Source organism: Dyella monticola, from assembly GCF_003363155.1.
In the GTDB taxonomy this organism is placed as follows: Bacteria; Pseudomonadota; Gammaproteobacteria; order Xanthomonadales; family Rhodanobacteraceae; genus Dyella_B; species Dyella_B monticola.
This window is the reverse complement of sequence record NZ_QRBE01000013.1, coordinates 54,501-74,397: the sequence shown is the minus strand read 5'-3', so window position 1 is coordinate 74,397 and position 19,897 is coordinate 54,501. Positions and strand designations below refer to the sequence as shown.

Sequence of the window (19,897 nt, the reverse complement as noted above, 5' to 3'; positions counted from 1 at the left end):
ATCATCCTGATGAGGAGAGGCCTGACGACAACGGGCGCGACGACTCGCGCATGCAAGAAACGAGGAAAAGTCATCGGCCGATTATGGACGAAAACCGCCCGGCGATGCGCCGATGACCGCGTACCAGACATGTGCCCCGCCCCCCCCTTCACCATCATCCTTTCGTCTGCATTTCAATCGCGATATTGCGGCCCATGCACCACGCAGGCTTGTTCAAGCACCCCGCGTGCTTCAGCATATTGCGATGCCCGCCCCCACCCGCCAGCCCCACGCCAGCCGTACAGTGCGCATGCCGTCCAAACCAGCCCCCAGGGAAACCTCGCACCAGACCGCCGTTCCGGATTCGTACCCGCATGGGTGTGTCATAATTCCGGCGGTCGAGGCATGCCAATGATTGAATTACACAATGCCACCGCCGGACGCGGGAAGGCCGACGCCTACCAGGATGCCATCCTGCCGAAGGTGTCCAGGACTTTTGCGCTAACCATCCCGCAGCTCCCGCCGGAACTGCGGCGCGCCGTCGCGAACGCATATCTGCTTTGCCGCATCGCGGACACCATCGAAGACGAGCCGGCGCTGTCGGTCGAGGAAAAGCGCGCGTTCGAAAACGCGTTCGTCGATGCCGTGATGGGCGATGCCGATCCGGAAGAAGTGGCCCAGGACATCGCGCCCAAACTTTCCAACAGCACGCTGGACGCCGAGCGCGACCTGATGCGGCAGCTGCCGCTGGTGCTGGAGGTCACGCGCAGCCTCAATCCATCGCAGCAGGCATCGATCGTAAAGTGCCTGCGCATCATGTCGCACGGCATGCACGAATTTCAGCGCAAGGCCGGCCTGCATGGGCTGCCCACGCTGCACGACCTGGATCGCTACTGCTACTGCGTGGCGGGCGTGGTCGGTGAGATGTTGACGGAGCTGTTTGTCGATTTCGAACCGCTGCTGGCGCCGCATCGCAACGCGATGCTGCGCATGGCGGTGTCGTTCGGCCAGGGCCTGCAGATGGTCAACATCCTCAAGGATCAGTGGGAAGACCGCACGCGCGGCGCCTGCTGGCTGCCGCAGGACATGTTCGCGCATCACGGCGTGAAGCTGGCAACGCTGCAAACCGGCAAGCAGAACGAAGCCTACGCCGCCACGATGTCCGAACTGGTCGGCATCGCGCATGCGCATCTGCGCCAGGCGTTGGATTACACGTTGCTGATCCCTACTAAGCATGCCGGTATCCGGCGTTTCTGCCTATGGGCGATCGGCATGGCGGTGCTCACGCTGCGCAACCTGCAAAATAATCTCGATTTCTCCGCCGGCACGCAGATCAAGATCTCGCGCAAGGCGGTGGCGCGCACCATTCTCATGACGCGCCTCCTGGGCAAGTCCAACACCGGATTGCGCTGGTTGTTCGCGAGCACCGCGCGCGGCCTGCCGCTCACCCCGCTGACCGCCGAATGGAGCGAGCCTTCCACGCCCGCACGCACATGGCCCAAGCGTTCCATCCCGCACATCGCCGACGCCGATTGGCGTGAGCCGGCCGATGTACAGGAAGTACGACACCGATGAACCCCTTCACGCCTACCACCGCAACCGCCGCTACTGCCGAGCTTTTCCAGTCCACTCAACCAGGTTCGCTGGACGAAGCGATCGAGCGTGGCCGCGTTGCCTTGCTGGCGCAGCAGCATCGGGATGGACACTGGTGTTTTGAACTGGAGTCCGACTGCACCATCACCGCCGAATACATCCTGATGATGCATTACATGGATGAAATCGACGATGTACTGCAGGCGAAACTGGCGCGCTACCTGCGCGCCACGCAGGTGAAGGACGGGCACGGCGGCTGGCCCCAATATCACGGTGGCGACATCGATCTGTCGTGCACCATCAAAGGTTATTACGCACTGAAGGCTGCTGGTGAGGATCCCGAGGCCGAGCACATGCGTATTGCCCGCAAGGCGGTGCTTGCACATGGCGGCGCGGCCAAGGCGAATGTCTTCACGCGCATCCTGCTGGCGCTGTTCGAACAGGTGCCGTGGCGCGCCACGCCGTATGTACCGGTTGAAATCATGCTGCTGCCGCGCTGGTTTCCGTTCCACATCGACAAGATTTCCTACTGGGCCCGCACCACGCTGGTGCCGCTCACCATCCTTTGCTCGCTGAAGGCCAAGGCTGCCAATCCGCGCAAGGTGCATATCCGCGAACTGTTCGTCACGCCGCCGGAGCAGGAGCGCCATTATTTCCGCCGTGGCGGCCTGCTTAATCGGACGTTCCTGGTGCTGGACAAAATCGGCCGCGTGGCCGATCGCTTCATACCAAAAGCGGTGCGCCAACGCGCGGTCAAGCGAGCGGTGGATTGGTTCGTGCCGCGCCTCAACGGCGAGGATGGCATCGGTGCGATTTTTCCGCCGATGGTCAACAGCCTCGAGGCGATGACCTTGCTCGGTTATCCAAAGGATCACCCGGCGCGCCAGACCTGCCTGCGCTCGATCCAGAAACTGGTCGTACATCGCGCGGACGGTTCGGCCTATTGCCAGCCCTGCGTGTCGCCGATCTGGGACACCGTGTGGAGCGCGCTGACGCTGATGCACACCAGCGACGATGCGCACACGCAAAGCGCCATCGATAAATCCATCGACTGGCTGACATCCAAGCAAGAGCTGGAACTGCAGGGCGACTGGGCCGTGCGCGCGCCGGATCTGAAGCCGGGCGGCTGGGCGTTCCAGTACAACAATGCCTACTATCCGGACATCGACGACACGGCCGTCGTTGCCGCTCTGCTGCACATTCAGGATCGCCGTCGTGGCGAATCCGGGCGCCATCGCCTCAACACTGATCGCGCCATGGACTGGATGATCGGTCTGCAATCGAAAAATGGCGGCTTCGCCGCGTTCGATGCGGACAACACGTACTACTACCTCAACGCCATTCCCTTCGCCGACCATGGCGCCCTGCTCGATCCACCCACCGAGGATGTTTCCGGCCGCGTGGTTGCCGCGCTCGGTGTGCTGGGCCGCCCGCAGGATCGCGAAGCCTTGCGCCGTTGCGTCGACTACCTGCGCAGCACGCAGCTGGAAGACGGTAGCTGGTGGGGCCGCTGGGGCAGCAACTACATCTACGGCACCTGGAGCGTCCTGGCTGGCCTGGCGCTGGCTGGCGAAGACCCGCAGCAGCCGTATATCCGCAAATCCGTTGACTGGCTGCGCGCGCGCCAGCACGCCGATGGTGGCTGGGGCGAAACCTGCGACAGCTACATCGATCCGGAACTGCGCGGGCGCAACCAGGGTATCAGTACGCCGCAATCCACCGCATGGGCGCTGCTGGCGCAGATGGCGGTGGGCGAAGTACGTTCGGAGTCGGTGCGTCGCGGTGTCGCGTTCCTGCTCGCCAAGCAGCAGGCCGAAGGGTTGTGGTTCCATCCTTCGCATAATGCGCCCGGCTTCCCGCGTGTGTATTACCTGAAGTATCACGGCTACACCGCGTACTTCCCGCTATGGGCGTTGTCGCGGTATCGCCAATTGCTGCCCTTGGCCAAGGCTTGAACGTCGGCACCCCCATCCATACGACCGGCATCGTCGTGGCGCTGGCGGCGGAAGCGCATACGCTGGTGACGCGCAACGTGAAGTCTGGACGCGTCATCCCCATGGCCGAAGGCGCCGCGCTGTACCTCAGCGGTATGGGTCCGGTTGCGGCGCGGCAAGCGGCGCAGCAACTGGCCGAGTCTGGGGCAGTCGCACTGAGCGTGTTCGGCGTCGCCGGGGCACTTAGCGAGCAGCTACGTAATGGCGTGCTGTTTTGTCCGGAGTGCGTGCTCGACGAAGAGGGACGTTCATATCCCACGGATGACAGGTGGCGAGCCAGCTTGCAGCAACAACTGTCCAGGACAGCATTTCCCCTTCGCATGGATGGCACGCTGCTGACTGCTGCCGCGCCACTGCTCACCGCCGCAGCCAAAGTCACCGCCCATCAGCGTTATGGGACGCTGGCGGTGGACATGGAAAGCGCCGCCGTCGCCGCCGTTGCGCGGGAGCGTGATCTGCCGTTCATCGTGTTGCGGGCAATCGTCGACGAAGCGCAGGATGCGATCCCGCCAGCGCTGAACGGCAGCGTGGATGCATGGGGACGCGCACGCCTGCTGCGCCTGATGGCCGCCATGTGTGGCCACCCACTGCTTCTGGGCGAATTACCGCGACTATACTCACGCATGCAACGAGCCACGCAGGCGCTACGCGCCGCCGCCCAAGCAACAGGGCCGACATTGGGCTGGCATCGCTGATCCGTTTCGAATCGCCGTCGCCCCCGGCTATGTTTATGGAGAACTCTGTCATGTCCCTGCGTCACCGTTTCGCAAGCACCGTGGTTGGCGTCGCCTGCGCATTGGCCAGTGTCGCCGCCTCGGCCCATGCCATCCTCATCGACAGCACACCCAAGCCGAACGGCACGCTCAGCGCCGGACACGTGCAGATGATGTTCAAGTACAACAGCAAGATCGATCAGCACCGTTCACGCATCACGCTTATCGGTCCAGACAAGCGTGAGAAAGTGCTGGCTATCGCGACCGACAGCAAAAGCAACGAGCTGGATACCACCGCTGACCTGACGCCAGGCACGTACACGCTGCGCTGGCAGGCGCTGGCGCTCGATGGTCACATCACGCGTGGTGATCTGCCGTTTACGGTAGTGGGTAAGTAACTACTCGCACGCTAAACGCTCAAAGCATTCCGCTTTACAGCCGTCAGCCCCGCGAAAGGGAGGCGTTTGTGTGGGCGTAGCGGCAAAATAAGCGGGTGTATTCCATCAAAGTCCTCCTGAGTATTTCCAGTGGAACTTCTCGTCGATATCTTCGGTTACCTCAGCATCATCCTGCACGGCATCACCATCGTCGCGCAGTCGATGACGCTGGGTGGCATCTTGTTCCTGGTGTTCCTGGTTCGCCCGTTCATGCACATGCTGCCGCAAAGCGGCGACCTTGAACGACGCATCGCGCGGCTGACCATCTGGAGCGCCATCGGTCTCATCGTGGCCGAAGTGGCGGGCGTCGGATTGCAGGTGGCGGTGGTGTCATCCACTGTGGACTTGAGTTTCTTCGACGTGATGCAGGCGCCATTCGCGATCGCCGGCACGGTAAAGACGTTTTGCGCGCTATGCCTGATTCCCTGCTTGAGCCGGCGCATGTCCATCGGCTTGCCCGGTGCGCTGTTACCGCTGCTGCTTGGTGTGATAGAGCTGACCGCCGCGACCTTCACCACGCATGCGTATGCGCGTCTTGATCACAACATGCTGCTGTTGTTCGTCGAAGGCCTGCATCAGTTCGGCGCGGCCATCTGGATCGGCGCCATTCCTTGTTTCGTCGTGGCGCTGAGCAAATTGCAGGATGTCAATGGCTGGCGCATGGTCGGCGCACGCTTCTCACGCATGTCGATGGTGGGTGTGGCGAGCATCGTCGTTTCCGGCGCGGTCATGAGCGTGTTCTATATCGGTAGCCTGCAAGGTTTTTACGGCACCGCCTATGGCGTGATGGTAGGCGCGAAGATCGCGATGTTCCTTGCATTGCTTGCACTGGGACTCGGCAACCTGATGGTCACCGAGCGGCTGCGCAAGAACCAGGATGCATCGGTGATCCGCTTGCGCCGCTTTGCCGAAGTGGAAATCGGCGTCGGCTTCACGATTTTCTTCGCGGCTGCATCGTTGACCTCGGTGCCGCCGGCGGTGGATCTCACCGCCGATCGCGTCACCTTGCATGAAATCGCCGTGCGCAATGCGCCAGCGTGGCCGCGACTGACGTCGCCCGATCACGACGAACTGGCCATCTCGCAAGCGCAGGCGCAATTGGATCACGAAGCCGCACAGCGGCATCAGGACGCCGCGCTGGCGGTAGTGCCCGGCTCCGGGGTGTTGCCGCCGCGCAATGCCGAGGACATCGCCTGGTCCGAATACAATCATCACTGGGCCGGCATTTTCGTGCTGGTGATCGGCCTGCTCGCCTTGCTCAATCGAGCAGGCATTCGATGGCTCAAGCACTGGCCTTTGCTGTTCCTGCTGATGGCGGGATTTCTGCTGGTGCGTTCCGATCCGGAAGTGTGGCCACTCGGGCAGGAAGGTTTCTGGGCGGCGTGGCGCGATGTGGAAGTGGCACAGCATCGCTTCTTCGTGGCGCTGATCGTCCTGTTCGGCCTGTTCGAATGGGCGGTGCGCACCGAACGCCTGCGCAGTCCGAAAGCGGCGCTGGTGTTCCCGTTGCTGGTGTCGGTCGGCGGCGCGATGTTGCTGACACACAGCCATCAAATTTCGAATGTAAAGGACCAGCTCCTAATCGAACTGACCCATACCCCGCTCGCGTTGGCGGGCGTGGCCGCCGGCTGGGCGCGTTGGCTGGAATTGCGCCTGCCGGGCCGGGGCGGGCGTATCGCGGGTTGGGTATGGCCGATCTGTTTCATGCTAGTGGGCGTGATCCTGCTCTGGTATCGCGAAGCCTGAGCCGCCGAAGCCCCGGCGGCCAATGTTAAAATTGCGACCTGCCTGCCCCGTGGCTGGGCGGGCTTCCCCTTCTGCCCGGATTTCCAATGAGCCTGACGTCCCCCGAGGTTTCTGCGTTCGCCGACCGCGTACCGGCCTATCTGACACGCCTGGAGCGCACCACGGACACTCTCCTGCCGCCTGCCTCCATCGACCCCGAGCGGCTGCATCAGGCCATGCGCTATGCCTGCGAAGGTGGCAAGCATTTGCGCGCGTTGATGGTGTATGCCGCCGGTGAAGCGCTGGGCGTGAAGGCAGAAAAACTCGACGCGGCCGCTTGCGCGGTGGAACTGATCCATGCCTATTCGCTGGTGCACGATGATCTGCCCGCGATGGACGACGATGATCTGCGCCGTGGCCGCCCCACCGTGCACAAGGCCTATGACGAAGCCATCGGCATCCTCGTCGGCGATGCGCTGCAGACGAGCGCCTTCGAAGCGCTCGTCACCACCGACGCGCTCGATGCGGAGCAAAAAGTACGCATGATCCGCGCGCTCGCGCATGCCTCCGGTTCACTAGGCATGGTTGGCGGCCAAGCCGTAGACATGGCTTCGGAAAACCTCACCCTGACGCTGGCACAACTGGAATCGCTGCATGCGCGCAAAACTGGCGCGCTGATCCTGGTCACCTGCCAGCTCGCTGGCATCGCGGCGAACGCATCAGCTGCCGTGCAGCACGCGCTGGAAACGTACGGCAAATGCATCGGCCTGGCCTTCCAGATCCAAGACGACGTACTCGACGTGACCACTGACACCGCCACGCTCGGCAAGACCGCCGGCAAGGATGTGGCGCAAAACAAGTCCACTTTCCCCTCCCTGCTGGGGCTGGATCCGGCCCGGCAGCGCGCCGACGCCCTGTTCGACGAGGCGCGCGCCGCGGCCCGCAGCGTCTCCGGCCGTGCCGAACCGCTGCTGTGGCTGGCCGATTACATTCAACAGCGCGATCATTGAAGGTGAGAGTACTGACCGCGCCGGCCTGACGGCTGCGCACTCGTTTTGCTGGCGGCTCTTAGGTACAGGGAGGTGCCGTTCTGGCTGAATGCATGGCCAGGGCTACAACGAACAACGACAGGAAGGACGTTGATCGATGTTTACATCCATCGCCGAGTTCTGGCGCAAATGGCGGGATGCGCTGCACACGGGGCGGCAGATCGATGCATTGCTCGCGCATGCCGATCCGCGCGCTGACCTGGCCGCGCGCAACGAATGGCTGGTGGAGGTTTCGCACTGGTTGCATCGTGGCGGCATCGTCACCGGCGACACGGCGCAACCCGATCAACCGCCGAAATATCCGCCGCATGTGCGGTTGCGCTATCTGCTGCAATTGCTCGATCGCAATCCGGAGTGGAAAGCGCCCGTTACCTTGACGTTGCAAGGCATCGTGCGCGACATGGATGCCATGGCGCTGCTGTGCGATGCAGGCATGCCGTCGCACTCGGGTTTCATCGGTGCGTTGCTTGAGCGTCTGCGCGACTCGTTGATTCCGGCGGCGCCAAACAGCCGCGATCTGTCGACCTTGTTCACGCTCATGTTTCCCTCCGCCGAGGACGCGAAATGGGTAGCGGCGCTGCCGCGCGAGCTGCTGGAAAAACTCGGCGAATTGTTCGCCTATAGCGACATCACGCAGGACGACACGGTATCCACGCAAGCCAGCCCATCCAAGCCGTACAACCAACTGTCGGTCGAACTGCTGGCTGCCTTGCATAACCTGATCGGACAAATCGGCTCGACCGGCCTATCCAAGGCCATTCGCACGCGCCTGAGCGAGCAGCGTGTGGATGCGCTGCCGTTCTACAAACTTCCACGCGCGATGCTCGCCATCGAAACGGACGCCCAGGAAACGGACGATCCGGACGACCACCCCCATGGCATCGGCAAGACGTTATTGCAGGACGTCAATTACCTGCGCGCGTTATTGGATGAATGCCATCGCTCCCTGCACGAAGTACATGCCCATCTGAATGAGAATGGCGTCAACGTGGACATCGTTTTCCAGCTCGAACGGATGCATGCGCGCATGGCGCGTGCCGAGCGCCTGCTGGAAGCGTGGCTGGCGATACGACAGCACGACGAATCGATCGAACCTATTGCCAGCCTGTTTGCCGATCTCATTGCCGCCAATCATGCCAGCCACAGCGTGGGCAGCCTGGTACGCAGCAATTTTTCGTTGCTATCGCGCAAGGTGGTCGATCGCAGTGCGGAGGATGGCGAGCATTACATCACCTACGACCGCAAAGATTATCTGCATATGGTGGGGATGGCCGCAGGCGGCGGCCTGATTACGGCGGGCACGGTGTACGTGAAGTTCTTCATCGTAGCCATGCATATGCATCCGATGATCGAAGGTTTCTTTGCGGGACTTAACTATGCATTCTCCTTCCTGCTGATGCATTTTCTGCATTTCACGCTGGCTACCAAGCAGCCGGCAATGACGGCACCCCTGCTGGCGCAGAAGCTGGAAGGCATCGGCACACCGCAGGGCATGGATGACTTCGTACAGGCAGTGGTGGCGCTGATCCGTACGCAGGCCGCCGCCATTTTTGGAAATCTCGCGGCCGTGTTCCCGGTGTGTCTGGCGATCCAGCTTGCGGTGCATTATCTGTTTGGCGTCAACCTGATCTCGCCCGAGAAAGCACAGGCAACGTTGCACTCATTCTCATTGCTTGGCGTAACGCCGCTTTATGCGGCCGCAACGGGCGTGCTGTTGTGGGCGTCAAGTTTGCTGGCGGGATGGGCGGACAATTGGTTCGTGCTGCATCGCCTGCGCGATGTGCTTTCCTACAATCGCCGGTTGCGGTTTGTACTGGGCGAACGGGGCGCAACGCGCCTGGCCAACTTCTGGCGTCGCAATATCGCCGGCGTCACCGGTAATTTTTCGCTAGGCATGATGCTCGGCCTGGTGCCATCCATTCTTACCGCGTTCGCGTTGCCGTTCGAAGTGCGTCACGTCACCCTGTCGACCGGTTCCATCGGCGTTTCGCTTGGCGTACTTGGGCGTAGCGCTTTTGATGCCAGTGAAATCGGATGGGCCGTGGCGGGTACCGCTTGCATGGCGGTGCTCAATGTGGCGGTAAGCTTTACGCTCGCGTTCCGGATGGCCTTGCGTGCACGGTCGATGCAGCGGCGGGCGCGCCAGGAAATCAACCGGGCGATCTGGCGTTATGTGCTCGCCCATCCGTTGCAACTGCTGTTTCCCATCAAGCGCAAAGCCGTTGCGGACGCTGCGTAGCCGACGGGATGCACAAAACCTCAGGCGGGGCGGACATCATGCAACTGCCATTCACTGCCGATCAGCCAACTCAAGCGCTGGCGCAGAATGTTCATCGGAAGGTTGCTGATCACGTCCACTTCGGTATGCAGGTCCACCGTTTTCGCACTGACCGTGGCGAGCTGATCGGTGATGCCCAGGCGCTCGTCCACGCTGTCCGGATCGGGTTGCATGGCGCGCCAGCGCTGGAACAATAAGGGGCTGCGCAAGGCCTCCTGCAGCGCGGCAGCAAAATCGTTCGGGCCGGCGCCTTCGTAGCGCAGCGTCGGCTCCGGGCCGCGTGCATGCAGCAGATCCTTGATCTGCAGGTAGTAGTGAGTGCGGTTGGTCATGCTTTTCTCCTTTTCTGGTGACCGTTCCTGTGAATCCCCTTAACGCTGCGGCACCGCCTGGGCCAGCAAGCCCGATGCCCGTTCCGGCGACACGCCGTGGGGCAGAATCCCTAAACACGGCGCCGGCAATATGGCGCGCAGCGTCGCGATATTTTCCTCGAACGCGGCCATGTCGGGGTCGATGCAGTTCCCAATCCAGCCTGCCAGCATGCATCCGTCGGCGACAATGGCTTCGGCGCTCAGCGCGGCATGGTTGAGACAACCCAGCCGCAAGCCCACTACCAACACCACCGGTAGTCCCCACGCCTTGGGAATATCCGATGCCAGCACGCCCGGCGCCAACGGCACGCGCCAACCACCCACGCCTTCGACCACGACGTTGTCGTAGCGTGCGCACAACGCACGGAACGCCGCGTGCAGGGGTGGCAGGGCGATCGTCACGCCGTCGTGAGCGGCCGCCAGATGCGGTGACAAGGGGTCGCGCAAGGCAATGGGGTTGATGTCTCCATAGGCGGGTGTCGGTGTGCTGGCCGCCTGCAGCGACAACGCATCGTCATTGCGCAAACCTTGCGCAGTATCGACGCAACCGCTGGCCACCGGCTTCATGCCGCAGACGCTCTGCCCGGTGCTGCGCAAGGCATGGATCAACGTGCAGGCGGCGTGCGTCTTGCCGATGCCGGTATCGGTGCCGGCGATGAAGAGGGCGCGGGTCATGCCAAAGGCCCGTCAAGCCCGTACCGGGCGCGCAAGAGACACCGTTCGCTCATAATGATTGTCTTCCCCACTTGTCCTGGGCACTAAGCGGCCCATTTTAGAGTGTCATGTTCGAGATCAAAGCCAGTCATACCACCAGCAAGCGCGAGCAGTACGCAGACCTCGTGCAACAGGTTCGCGGCATGCTCGCCGGCGAGCAGGACTTCATCGCCAACGCGGCCAATTTTTCCGCACTGGTTTTTCACAGCCTGCCCGATTTCAACTGGGCGGGTTTTTATCTGTACGACGGCACCGAGCTGGTGGTCGGCCCCTTCCAGGGCAAGCCGGCCTGCGTGCGCATTGCCATGGGCAAGGGTGTATGCGGTACCGCGGCGCAAACCCGCCAGACGCAGCTGGTGCGCAACGTCAACGACTTCGATGGCCACATCGCCTGTGACGCCGCCTCGCAATCGGAAATCGTCGTGCCGCTGGTGAAAGCTGATGGCACGCTGCTTGGCGTGTGGGATGTGGACAGTCCCTCGGTCGGCCGTTTCGACGAGGAAGATCGCGCCGGGATGGAAGCCTTGTGTGCGGTGTTCATGGAAAGCGTGTGCTAGCTTAGCGGCCGTCATGCCCGCTTTGGCGCGCATGACAGCAGTAAAAAGTGAGGCGATGTTTCTCCGACTGCTTCAATTCACCTGGCGCATATCGCGCTCCAGGAATCGCATCACCGCCGCGCGCGCCTCCTCCACGCCGGTGCCGGCCTGGGCCGAAAACACCTGCACCGTCACCGGGGCGTTCTCACCGATGTCCTTGCGCAGGGCGGCCAGCGCCTGGCTCGCCTGATTGCGCGACAGCTTGTCCGCCTTGGTCAGCAATACGTGGCAGGGCAGCAGGGTGGCGAGGCAGAAATCCAGCATCATCCGGTCGAACTCCTTGATCGGATGACGAATGTCCACGATCAGCACCACGCCGCGCAGGCTGCGACGCACGTGCAGATAGTTGTCGATTTCGCGGCGCCAATGTTCGCGCAGATCCTCTGGAACCTTGGCGTAGCCGTAGCCGGGCAGATCGATCAGACGCGTCGCCATGGCCTGCGACGTTTCACCGCGCACCACTGTAGGCAGTGAAAAGGCCACCATCTGCTGTGTGCGGCCCGGTGTTTTGGAGGTGCGCGCAAGGCCCTTGTGGCCGGTCAATGCATTCAATGCGCTGGACTTGCCTGCATTGGAGCGCCCGGCGAATGCCACTTCGGCACCTTCGTCGGCAGGCAATTGCTGGATGCGATGGGCGGCAAGCACGAATTGTGCGCCCTGCAGCGGATTGGTAGGCATAGATCTTTGTTTGACCGGCTAGGATGGGGAAAGGATAATTTCAGGATGCCCTGAAGCATTCTGCGGTTCTGCCAGTCACGGTGCGCGGAGGGTGCGCCCCGTACATCCAACAGTATTTTCTGGAGGCAAGTGTATGAGTTTTCGGCTCGCCGGTTGCCGGCCCGCTGTTGTCAATGCAGTAGCCCTGGTTCTTGCTCTGTCCACCGGCGCCGTACTTGCGCAGAACAACCAGGCTCCGGCCGCGTCGAAGGCGACTGCCGCAGCCGCCGCCGCCATCGCGAAGCCCGCGCCGGCGGCCAGCTCGCCGGCCGCCGTGGTGCCCACCGCCGCACCGCAAGATGAGACCGCGATGCTCGCCACCAAGCCGGGCGACGCGACCGCCGGACAGGCCAAGGCCGCCGCTTGCGGCGCCTGCCATGGCATGGATGGTAATTCCAGCGATGCGCAGTATCCCAAGCTCGCCGGCCAGCACGAGGCGTACATCGCGCACCAGCTGGAGAACTTCAAATCCGGCACGCGCCAGAACGCGATCATGCTTGGTATGGCCACCCCACTGTCCAATCAGGACATGCGCGACATCGGCGCCTACTTCGCCAGCAAGCAGCCGCTGCCGGGCGTGGCCGACCAGGCGCTGGTCGAACTGGGCCAGAAACTCTACCGCCAGGGCGACACCGATCGCGGCATTCCGGCCTGCATGGCCTGTCACGGCATGGACGGTCGCGGCAATCCTGGCGCCATGTATCCGGAGCTCACCAGCCAGCATGCGCAGTACGTGGAAGCCAAGCTGAAGGATTTCCACGACGGCGTGAGCTGGGGCAAAGATGCGCACGCGCAGATCATGCCGCTCATCGCCAAGAATCTTGACCCGCAGGACATCGCGGCCCTGGCCAGCTATGTCGAAGGCCTGCACGTGGCCGACCATAGTGCGGCTGCGGCATCCCCGTAACTTCCGGCCGGCCGTGTTGTCCAAGGCGTTTCCGTTTCATCCCACTCGAGGCCAGCCATGCTGAAGCGTTTGTCTTTTCTCTGTGCGGCGCTGATTGCGCTGTCCGCCTGCAGCCATAACGGCTCCGATACCACGGCCCCGCAGCCCGCACCGGCCCAGACATCCGCCCCTGCGGCCCCGGCCTCGGCCGCCAGTCCGGCTGCCGCCTCCACTGCGCAAGCGCCGGCAGCCGCCTCCACGGCCACCGCTGCGGCCGCTGCCGGTGCCGCCGCCGCGTCCAGCACGACCCAGAAACCCTCCGCCCCGGCCGAACCCTTCGTCGACAATGGCAAGTGGGTCGAAGGCAAGAACTACTTCACCATCGAACCGCAGCAACCCACCAGCAACCCCGACAAGATCGTGGTGACCGAGGCGTTCTCCTACGCCTGCCCGGCCTGCAACGCCTTCCACACCACGATGGACCAGATCGAAAAGAGCCTGCCGTCGAATGCGGAGGTGACCTATCTCCCCGTGGCGTTCCGCCCAGACGAAAACTTCCCGCTGTTCCAGCGCGCGTACTACACCGCCAAGGCGCTGGGTGTAGCCGAGAAGGCGCATGACGCGATGTTCGACGCCGTGTGGAAGTCCGGTGAGCTGGCCTCCGACGACCTCACCACCGGCCGCCCTAAGCCGCAATCAGCATGGCCCACCATTGATGACGTGGCCAAGTTCTATGCCAAGTACGGTGTCGACCCCAAGCAGTTCGTCGCCGTGGCCAACTCCTTCAGCATCAACACGCAGATGAAGCGCGCTGTTGACCTGGTCAAGGCCTACGGCGTGGACGCGACACCCACCATCATCGTCAACGGCAAGTACCGTTTCACGCCGGGCGATGCCGGCGGATACGCCCAGTCGGTCGAGCTGACCAAGTGGCTCGTCGCCAAAGAAGCCGCCGGAAAGTAACTATCCCCACCTAAGCGCCCGGTCCGCCGGGCGCTTTTGTTTGACCCCAAAAAGCCACGGCCCCACCCGTGATGACGCAGGTACCACCATGTTCAAGACCACCCGAATCCATCTCATCGCTGCGCTTTGCGGTTTATTGCTGACCACCGCCTGCAGCGCCGCAAGCCCGAATGCGCCCTACACCGAGGGCAATCAGTACATCACCCTGCCGGCGCCCTATCACCGCGTCAGCCCGAGCGGCAAGGTCGAAGTGGTGGAAGTGTTCTCCTACGCCTGCATCCATTGCGCCGAGTTCGCGCCCTACGCCGACGAATTGCGCAAATCGTTGCCGCCAGGCGTGGAATTCAAGCTGGTGCCGGCGCCGTTCAATGATGCCTGGGTGCCGTTTGCCCGCGCCTATTACGCCGCCAAGAAAATGGGCGTGCTCGAACAGACGCACGATGTTTTGTTCGAAGCCAAGTTCAAGGATCAATTCCCGATCAATTCCAATGATGAAATCGCCGATTTCTATGCCCAGCACGGCGCCAACCGCGCCGAGTTCATAAAGATCGCGCAGTCGCCGGAAGTCAGCGCACACATCAAGAATGACCTCGCCCTGCTGCAGGACTGGGGCGTGGACGGCACGCCGACCATCGTCGTCGACGGCAAATACCGCACGGCCAACGTCCGCACCTTTACCCAACTGGTGGCGCTGACGAAATGGCTGGTGCAGCAGGAACTGGCCGCCCAGCCGAAGTGATCGTGAGGATGCTCCGGTTCCATCTCGGAGCATCCTAGCCGTGCGGTTTTTTTCACAATAACCGCACCTGGAACCTTTAGGATGCTGCGTCCTTTTGGCATCCTTGACGTTGGACCATGACCCGCGCCCCCGCCAAGCATCAACGGCTGCGCCTCCTGAGCTGCAACATTCTGGCGGGAGCCAGCGTGCAACGTTACCGGCAGTACGTCACGCGCAGCATCAACGCGGTGCTGCCGGGGCGTAACAAGCTTGAGAACCTCGATCAACTGGCTGAGCTGCTGCCGCAGTTCGATGTGGTCGGATTGCAGGAAGCCGACGCCGGCAGCCTGCGTTCAGGCTTTCTCAACCAGACGCGCTATCTGGCCGAAACTTCCGGCATGCCGTTCTGGAGCCACCAGCCCAATCGCCCGCTGGCCCAGCTTTCGCACACCGCCAACGGCCTGATCTGCCGCTTGGAACCGCGCACGGTGATCGACTATCCGCTGCCCAGCCGCATTCCCGGTCGAGGCGCGTTGCTGGCCAGCTTTGGCGACGATGCCAACGGTCTGGCCGTGGTGATCGCCCACCTTTCGCTAAGTGCGCAGGCGCGTGCAAAACAGCTGGCGTTTATTGCCGAAGTTTTGCAGGATCACCCGCACGCCGTGCTGATGGGCGATCTCAATACCGACCCACACAGCCCAGAAATGCGTCACTTGTTCGCGCATTCGAGCCTGCAGCCACCGGGACAAGCCGTGCCGACCTTTCCAAGCTGGAAACCGCGACGCGCACTGGATCACATCCTGGTTTCTTCGGACATCCGCGTCGAAAAAATGTGGACGCTGCCGCAGGCGTTCTCCGATCATCTGGCCCTGGCCGCGGAAATCCAGCTGCCTTCTGCCACGCTCCACTCAACTCCCGCCAAGACCCATCGATGACCACGCGACGACTTGTTCCGCTTGTTTTGCCCTGGCTGCTGATCATTGCAATCGGCGTGTTGTCGGCGTGGCTGCGCTACGGTTTCATCGAACCGCCTGCGCTGGCGCATCGTTGCGATGACGGCAACGCACCGCTGTGGTGCGGCGCGCGTCAATTCATCGTGATCGGCTTCAACACCTATGGCTTCGGGATCGCGGCCCTTATCGTGACCGTGCTTTCGCTGCTGCTGAAAAAACCGTGGATTGCGTGGCTCGCCGCCGCGCTCGGTGTGCTTGCACTGACGCTCTACTGCTACTACGCCGGCGCGGTGGCGCTACTGGTTGGCTGCCTGCGCCTGCTTCGGTTGCAAGCGAACGCTGCGATGACAACGCCAGGCCACCCACACGGGCACGGCGATGGCAAGGTTCAAACCCAGCCATAGCCACGTCACCTTGTTCATGCCCACTTCCTGCACGACCGGCGCGATCGCAAGCAATGGGCCGACGCTGGCGAGAAAGCGTTGTTCCGCAGAGGGCATCGACCATTCGTGCGTGAGCAGCCCGAAAACACCGTAGGCCACGCACGGCAAAGCGAACAGGCCCATCGGGAAATCCAGATAGCGTCCGTCGAATGCGATCAGGATGTCGTACAGCACCAAGCCGAAGAGCGCGCTGAAGCGCCACCAGGACGAAGGCTCTGTGTGATCGTGGCGATCGGCAAGATGCGCCGCGATACGCCGGGCAAGCGCAGCAGCAATCGCCAGCGCACCGACCAGGCACACCGATGAGAGCAGCCACTCCCACCACGCAGCACACGCGAACGTCATCTGCCGTACCTGCCATGCAGCCGCCGTACCGGCCGCAAATCCGGCCAGCGACAACGCAAGCCATCCTTTCACGCTATGCCATGCGCGACGCGAACCGCCCACCCGCATAAATGCCGCAGCACCTGCGACACCGGCCAGCCAACCCAGCCACCAGTGCGGATCTTCGACCACCGGGCCCAGCATGGGAAATTTCGGCTGCGCATCCGAATTGAAGATGCCCCAATAGCCGCCGACCGTGCCTTCCAGCGCGCGCTTCCACGGCTGATCGAAGGTTTCGATCACGTTGTAGGGCATGTGCACTTGCGCGGCATAACGCAGAAAGCTGCGTATATACATCGCCTCATCGACCAGGCTAGGTTCGGCGGAGCGACGCAGGCGCCCCGCGCTGGGCCAGCCGGTTTCACCGATCATGATCTGCTTGCCGGGGAACTCGTGCTGCATGCGCGTATACACGTCTTCGACGTGACGCACGGCATCGGGCGCTGCCACCGGCTTGTTTTCCCAATACGGCAGAATGTGGATGGTGACGAAATCCACCACGCTGGCCATTTGCGGATAGCGCAGCCAATTCTCCCACACGTCGGCATAGGTCACCGGAATGGTCGGCGGCGCCTCGGCGCGCACGCGCTTGATGTATTCGGCCAGGCGTTTGGGCGAAAGATCGCCGCGCAACAACACTTCGTTGCCAACGATGATGCCGCGGATGACTCCAGGATTGGCCTTGGCGGTGGCGATGCCCTGCGCGATTTCCTGCTCGTTGATCTTCGGCACGTTGCCCAGCCAGATGCCCATCAGCACCTGCATGTGATAGCGGGCGGCGATAGCCGGTACCGCCGCCAGACCATTGCTTTGCGAATAGGTACGCACGCAATCGAAGCGTTGCGACAGCGCGCGCAAGTCTTCGTCGATGCGTGCGGGGGTCATGATGAACTTGCGGTTGGTCGGCGATTCGCCCGGCTTGCGAAAGGGCGCATAGGACACACACGCAATGCGCGAAGAGGGCGCGTCCGGCAAGTCGACCGCGCGACCGATCTGCCACCACCACACCACACCGGCCACGGTGGCCAGCACCAACGCCAGCCAGGCGAGTCCGTAATGAGCTACGTTCTTGGACAGATAGGACATGCGGGCCTTGTCGGCGTCATGCGGTAGAAACGGGCAAGGATAAGGGCGGAATGAAAAATAGGAAACGTGAAAATCGCCGCAAGAAATAGCCCGCGCGACAATGCAGGGGAGCTCCGTCTCCCTTCGCATGTGAAGCATCGTTCAGGACGCTTCAGACCCATCCGCTACACTTTGCCTGGATTATCCGCAGGATCCGGAGTTTGCATGGCCTCGCTAGCCATATCGCGTCTCGGTCGTGGTTTGTTGACCGTCGTCGCCGGCGGGATGCTGGCGAGCATGGTCGCCGCCGCCCAGACCGATAACACCGCGCTGGACGCGCAACGCGCGGCCTTCAGGCAGGCTTATGCCGCCGCTGCCGGACAGGGTGGCGATGGCTGGCGTGCGCTGGCCTCAGGCTTGCAGGATTACCCGCTCTACCCATACCTGCAGGCCGCCTCGCTGGAACACGATCTGCACCAGGTGGACCGTGCTGACGTAGAAGCCTATTTGCATCGCTACCCGGACCTCATCCCGGCCAGCGACCTCAAGCGCGATTTCCTGCAGGAATTGGCACGCCGTCAGGACTGGACCGATTTCGTGGCGATGTACCAACCCGGCTTGGGCGACACGCTGAGCTGCGATGCGCTGCAGGCGCAATTGGCCGGCGGCGCCAAGCTGGATTTCGAACGCGACCTCGCCTCGCTCTGGGCGCAACCGTCGCTGCCCTCTGAATGCGATCCCGTGCTGCAGGCCGCCTACGACCAAGGGCTGTTGACGCCCGCACGCATCTGGTCGCGCATCGACGCGGCGGTCGAGGCGGGCAAGGCAGGCACCGTCTCCGGCCTGGCGCCATGGCTATCGCCGGATGATGCCCAGACGGCGCGCAACCTCGCCCTCGCGCTCAACGATCCCGCCGCCGCCGCAACGGCCGCCAACGCATGGCCCGATGCGCCACGCATGCGCCAGGCCGTCACATTGGCGCTGGTGCGCCTTTCCCGGCGCCAATCGGACATGGCCGACCAGGCGTGGCAGACCCTGCAAAGCCATTTTCAGTTCACCCCCGAACAACGCGACCAGGTACTCAACGCGCTAGCGGTTTTCCACGCCACCGACTACGACAGCAACGCACTGACGCGGCTCATCAACCTGCCGCCTTCCGCACAAACACCGGCCAGCCGTGAATGGCGCGCGCGCGTGGCGCTCGCGGCAAAGAATTGGCCGGCCGTGCTCGATGCCATCAACGCCATGCCGGTCACACAGCAGCAGGATGACGAATGGCAGTACTTCCGCGCACGCGCGCTGAGCGAGCTGGGCCGCACCGCCGACGCACAGCAGGCGTACGCAAGCGTGGCGCACCAATCGAGCTACTTCGGTTATCTGGCCGCCGATCATCAGGGTTCGCCCTATGCACTGTGCAGCATGGAGCCCGCACCCGACGAACAAGTACAGCAAAGCGTACTGGTGATTCCCGGTATTCGCCGCGCGTTCGAACTCTTCGCCGTTGGCATGATCAAACCGGCGCGGCGCGAGTGGAACCAGGCGCTTGCCAGCGCGGACGCGCAAACGATTCGTCAGGCAGTGATTCTGGCCAACCAGCGCGGCTGGTATGACCGCGCCGTTTTTGCGTTCAACAAGGGCGACGCGCTGCACTATTACCCGCTGCGCTTTCCGCTCGCCAGCCAGGACGGCCTGGTGACGCAAGCCGAGCAGGCCGGCATCGATCCCTCCTGGGCTTATGGCATCCTGCGCCAGGAAAGCGCCTGGATGAGCGATGCGCAATCGGGCGCCGATGCACGCGGGCTCATGCAACTCGTACCTAGCACTGGCGCCGAAGTGGCGCGCCGCAATGGCCTGCCCTGGAGCGGCGGCAACAGCCTGTACAACCCGGTCGTCAACATTGCCCTGGGCACACGCTATCTCGCTCAAATGGCCGGGCGTTTCGATGACTCGCCCTGGCTCGCCAGCGCAGCCTACAACGCTGGCGCCGCGCGTGTGAATCAATGGGTCGGTGCGCGCGGCGCGCTGCCACCCGATCTCTTCGTCGCCACCATGCCGTTCAAGGAAACTCGCGAATACGTGGCACGCGTGATGTATTACAGCGTGATCTACGATTGGCGACTGCATGGAAACGCCGCACCGATGTCCACGCGCATGGTGCCGATCGGACAGCCGTATAGCCGTCTGGATCCGCCAAGCACACGCAAGAACCTGACCTGCCCTGCGCCGGCCGTGCCCGCTGCCACCTCGTCATCGCCGGCACCTGCCGCGGGGGCGACAACCGGCATGGTGCCACGCAACGCAACGACGCACTGATCCATA

18 protein-coding genes are annotated in these 19,897 nt (G+C 62.8%); 14 read left to right on the top strand and 4 right to left on the bottom strand.

The window, feature by feature from the left end; translation table 11 throughout:
• Positions 1-390 precede the first annotated feature (390 nt).
• The 7 genes from DWU98_RS17920 to DWU98_RS17890 all read left to right on the top strand — a co-directional run bounded on the left by DWU98_RS17920 (position 391) and on the right by DWU98_RS17890 (position 9,729).
• A complete protein-coding gene (locus tag DWU98_RS17920) occupies positions 391-1,554 on the top strand; it encodes a phytoene/squalene synthase family protein (RefSeq protein WP_196239532.1) in 1,164 nt (387 codons plus the stop codon).
• Positions 1,551-3,527: a squalene--hopene cyclase gene (gene shc / locus DWU98_RS17915; RefSeq protein ID WP_115496943.1), complete on the top strand. Its 1,977-nt coding sequence runs from the start codon at positions 1,551-1,553 to the stop codon at positions 3,525-3,527. Before DWU98_RS17920 ends, shc begins: the two co-directional genes overlap by 4 nt.
• Positions 3,524-4,261 (top strand): phosphorylase family protein, encoded by a 738-nt coding sequence (locus tag DWU98_RS17910; protein ID WP_230474915.1) that lies wholly within the window; start codon positions 3,524-3,526, stop codon positions 4,259-4,261. Before shc ends, DWU98_RS17910 begins: the two co-directional genes overlap by 4 nt.
• A 50-nt stretch (positions 4,262-4,311) precedes the next feature.
• Positions 4,312-4,677: a copper resistance CopC family protein gene (locus tag DWU98_RS17905; RefSeq protein ID WP_158545108.1), complete on the top strand. Its 366-nt coding sequence runs from the start codon at positions 4,312-4,314 to the stop codon at positions 4,675-4,677.
• Positions 4,678-4,806: 129 nt separating this feature from the next.
• Positions 4,807-6,462 (top strand): copper resistance D family protein, encoded by a 1,656-nt coding sequence (locus DWU98_RS17900; protein WP_115496941.1) that lies wholly within the window; start codon positions 4,807-4,809, stop codon positions 6,460-6,462.
• 86 nt (positions 6,463-6,548) lie between these two features.
• On the top strand, positions 6,549-7,451 hold the full coding sequence (locus tag DWU98_RS17895; RefSeq protein WP_115496940.1) for a polyprenyl synthetase family protein: 903 nt from the start codon (positions 6,549-6,551) through the stop codon (positions 7,449-7,451).
• Between the two features lie 136 nt (positions 7,452-7,587).
• Positions 7,588-9,729, top strand: a complete 2,142-nt coding sequence (locus DWU98_RS17890) for a site-specific recombinase (RefSeq protein WP_115496939.1) — start codon at positions 7,588-7,590, stop codon at positions 9,727-9,729.
• Positions 9,730-9,749: 20 nt separating this feature from the next.
• Here the strand turns inward: DWU98_RS17890 and DWU98_RS17885 are convergent, their stop codons facing one another.
• Positions 9,750-10,100: a hypothetical protein gene (locus DWU98_RS17885; RefSeq protein ID WP_115496938.1), complete on the bottom strand. Its 351-nt coding sequence runs from the start codon at positions 10,098-10,100 to the stop codon at positions 9,750-9,752.
• 39 nt (positions 10,101-10,139) lie between these two features.
• A complete protein-coding gene (gene bioD, locus DWU98_RS17880; protein ID WP_115496937.1) occupies positions 10,140-10,814 on the bottom strand; it encodes a dethiobiotin synthase in 675 nt (224 codons plus the stop codon).
• A 107-nt stretch (positions 10,815-10,921) separates the two neighbouring features.
• On the opposite strand from bioD, the gene DWU98_RS17875 reads away from it, so the two are divergent.
• On the top strand, positions 10,922-11,410 hold the full coding sequence (locus DWU98_RS17875; protein ID WP_115496936.1) for a GAF domain-containing protein: 489 nt from the start codon (positions 10,922-10,924) through the stop codon (positions 11,408-11,410).
• Positions 11,411-11,482: 72 nt separating this feature from the next.
• Here the strand turns inward: DWU98_RS17875 and yihA are convergent, their stop codons facing one another.
• A complete protein-coding gene (gene yihA, locus DWU98_RS17870; RefSeq protein WP_115496935.1) occupies positions 11,483-12,127 on the bottom strand; it encodes a ribosome biogenesis GTP-binding protein YihA/YsxC in 645 nt (214 codons plus the stop codon).
• Between the two features lie 133 nt (positions 12,128-12,260).
• On the opposite strand from yihA, the gene DWU98_RS17865 reads away from it, so the two are divergent.
• From DWU98_RS17865 to DWU98_RS17845, 5 genes are all read left to right on the top strand, one after another.
• Entirely contained in the window at positions 12,261-13,073 is an 813-nt protein-coding gene (locus tag DWU98_RS17865) for a c-type cytochrome (protein WP_115496934.1), read from the top strand.
• A 57-nt stretch (positions 13,074-13,130) separates the two neighbouring features.
• Positions 13,131-14,015 (top strand): thiol:disulfide interchange protein DsbA/DsbL, encoded by an 885-nt coding sequence (locus tag DWU98_RS17860; protein ID WP_115496933.1) that lies wholly within the window; start codon positions 13,131-13,133, stop codon positions 14,013-14,015.
• Positions 14,016-14,103: 88 nt separating this feature from the next.
• On the top strand, positions 14,104-14,754 hold the full coding sequence (locus DWU98_RS17855) for a thiol:disulfide interchange protein DsbA/DsbL (protein WP_115496932.1): 651 nt from the start codon (positions 14,104-14,106) through the stop codon (positions 14,752-14,754).
• Between the two features lie 116 nt (positions 14,755-14,870).
• On the top strand, positions 14,871-15,668 hold the full coding sequence (locus tag DWU98_RS17850) for an endonuclease/exonuclease/phosphatase family protein (RefSeq protein ID WP_115496931.1): 798 nt from the start codon (positions 14,871-14,873) through the stop codon (positions 15,666-15,668).
• Entirely contained in the window at positions 15,665-16,090 is a 426-nt protein-coding gene (locus DWU98_RS17845; protein ID WP_115496930.1) for a hypothetical protein, read from the top strand. The genes DWU98_RS17850 and DWU98_RS17845 overlap by 4 nt, the downstream gene beginning before the upstream one ends.
• Here the strand turns inward: DWU98_RS17845 and DWU98_RS17840 are convergent.
• Complete coding sequence (locus DWU98_RS17840; protein WP_115496929.1) at positions 15,983-17,599, bottom strand: glycoside hydrolase family 17 protein; 1,617 nt, start codon at positions 17,597-17,599, stop codon at positions 15,983-15,985. The genes DWU98_RS17845 and DWU98_RS17840 overlap by 108 nt on opposite strands.
• A gap of 204 nt (positions 17,600-17,803) precedes the next feature.
• Between DWU98_RS17840 and DWU98_RS17835 the strand changes: the two genes are divergently transcribed.
• The gene (locus tag DWU98_RS17835) at positions 17,804-19,891 is read left to right on the top strand and encodes a transglycosylase SLT domain-containing protein (protein ID WP_115496928.1); all 2,088 of its coding nucleotides are present in this window, start codon (positions 17,804-17,806) and stop codon (positions 19,889-19,891) included.
• Positions 19,892-19,897: the final 6 nt, after the last annotated feature.

Bases quoted from the DNA above. Each gene is read 5' to 3' on its own strand.
- DWU98_RS17920 (WP_196239532.1), top strand. From the start codon at position 391: ATGATTGAATTACACAATGCCACCGCCGGACGCGGGAAGGCCGACGCC.
- shc (WP_115496943.1), top strand. From the start codon at position 1,551: ATGAACCCCTTCACGCCTACCACCGCAACCGCCGCTACTGCCGAGCTT.
- DWU98_RS17905 (WP_158545108.1), top strand. From the start codon at position 4,312: ATGTCCCTGCGTCACCGTTTCGCAAGCACCGTGGTTGGCGTCGCCTGC.
- DWU98_RS17895 (WP_115496940.1), top strand. From the start codon at position 6,549: ATGAGCCTGACGTCCCCCGAGGTTTCTGCGTTCGCCGACCGCGTACCG.
- DWU98_RS17890 (WP_115496939.1), top strand. From the start codon at position 7,588: ATGTTTACATCCATCGCCGAGTTCTGGCGCAAATGGCGGGATGCGCTG.
- DWU98_RS17885 (WP_115496938.1), bottom strand. From the start codon at position 10,100: ATGACCAACCGCACTCACTACTACCTGCAGATCAAGGATCTGCTGCAT.
- bioD (WP_115496937.1), bottom strand. From the start codon at position 10,814: ATGACCCGCGCCCTCTTCATCGCCGGCACCGATACCGGCATCGGCAAG.
- DWU98_RS17875 (WP_115496936.1), top strand. From the start codon at position 10,922: ATGTTCGAGATCAAAGCCAGTCATACCACCAGCAAGCGCGAGCAGTAC.
- yihA (WP_115496935.1), bottom strand. From the start codon at position 12,127: ATGCCTACCAATCCGCTGCAGGGCGCACAATTCGTGCTTGCCGCCCAT.
- DWU98_RS17865 (WP_115496934.1), top strand. From the start codon at position 12,261: ATGAGTTTTCGGCTCGCCGGTTGCCGGCCCGCTGTTGTCAATGCAGTA.
- DWU98_RS17860 (WP_115496933.1), top strand. From the start codon at position 13,131: ATGCTGAAGCGTTTGTCTTTTCTCTGTGCGGCGCTGATTGCGCTGTCC.
- DWU98_RS17855 (WP_115496932.1), top strand. From the start codon at position 14,104: ATGTTCAAGACCACCCGAATCCATCTCATCGCTGCGCTTTGCGGTTTA.
- DWU98_RS17850 (WP_115496931.1), top strand. From the start codon at position 14,871: ATGACCCGCGCCCCCGCCAAGCATCAACGGCTGCGCCTCCTGAGCTGC.
- DWU98_RS17845 (WP_115496930.1), top strand. From the start codon at position 15,665: ATGACCACGCGACGACTTGTTCCGCTTGTTTTGCCCTGGCTGCTGATC.
- DWU98_RS17840 (WP_115496929.1), bottom strand. From the start codon at position 17,599: ATGTCCTATCTGTCCAAGAACGTAGCTCATTACGGACTCGCCTGGCTG.
- DWU98_RS17835 (WP_115496928.1), top strand. From the start codon at position 17,804: ATGGCCTCGCTAGCCATATCGCGTCTCGGTCGTGGTTTGTTGACCGTC.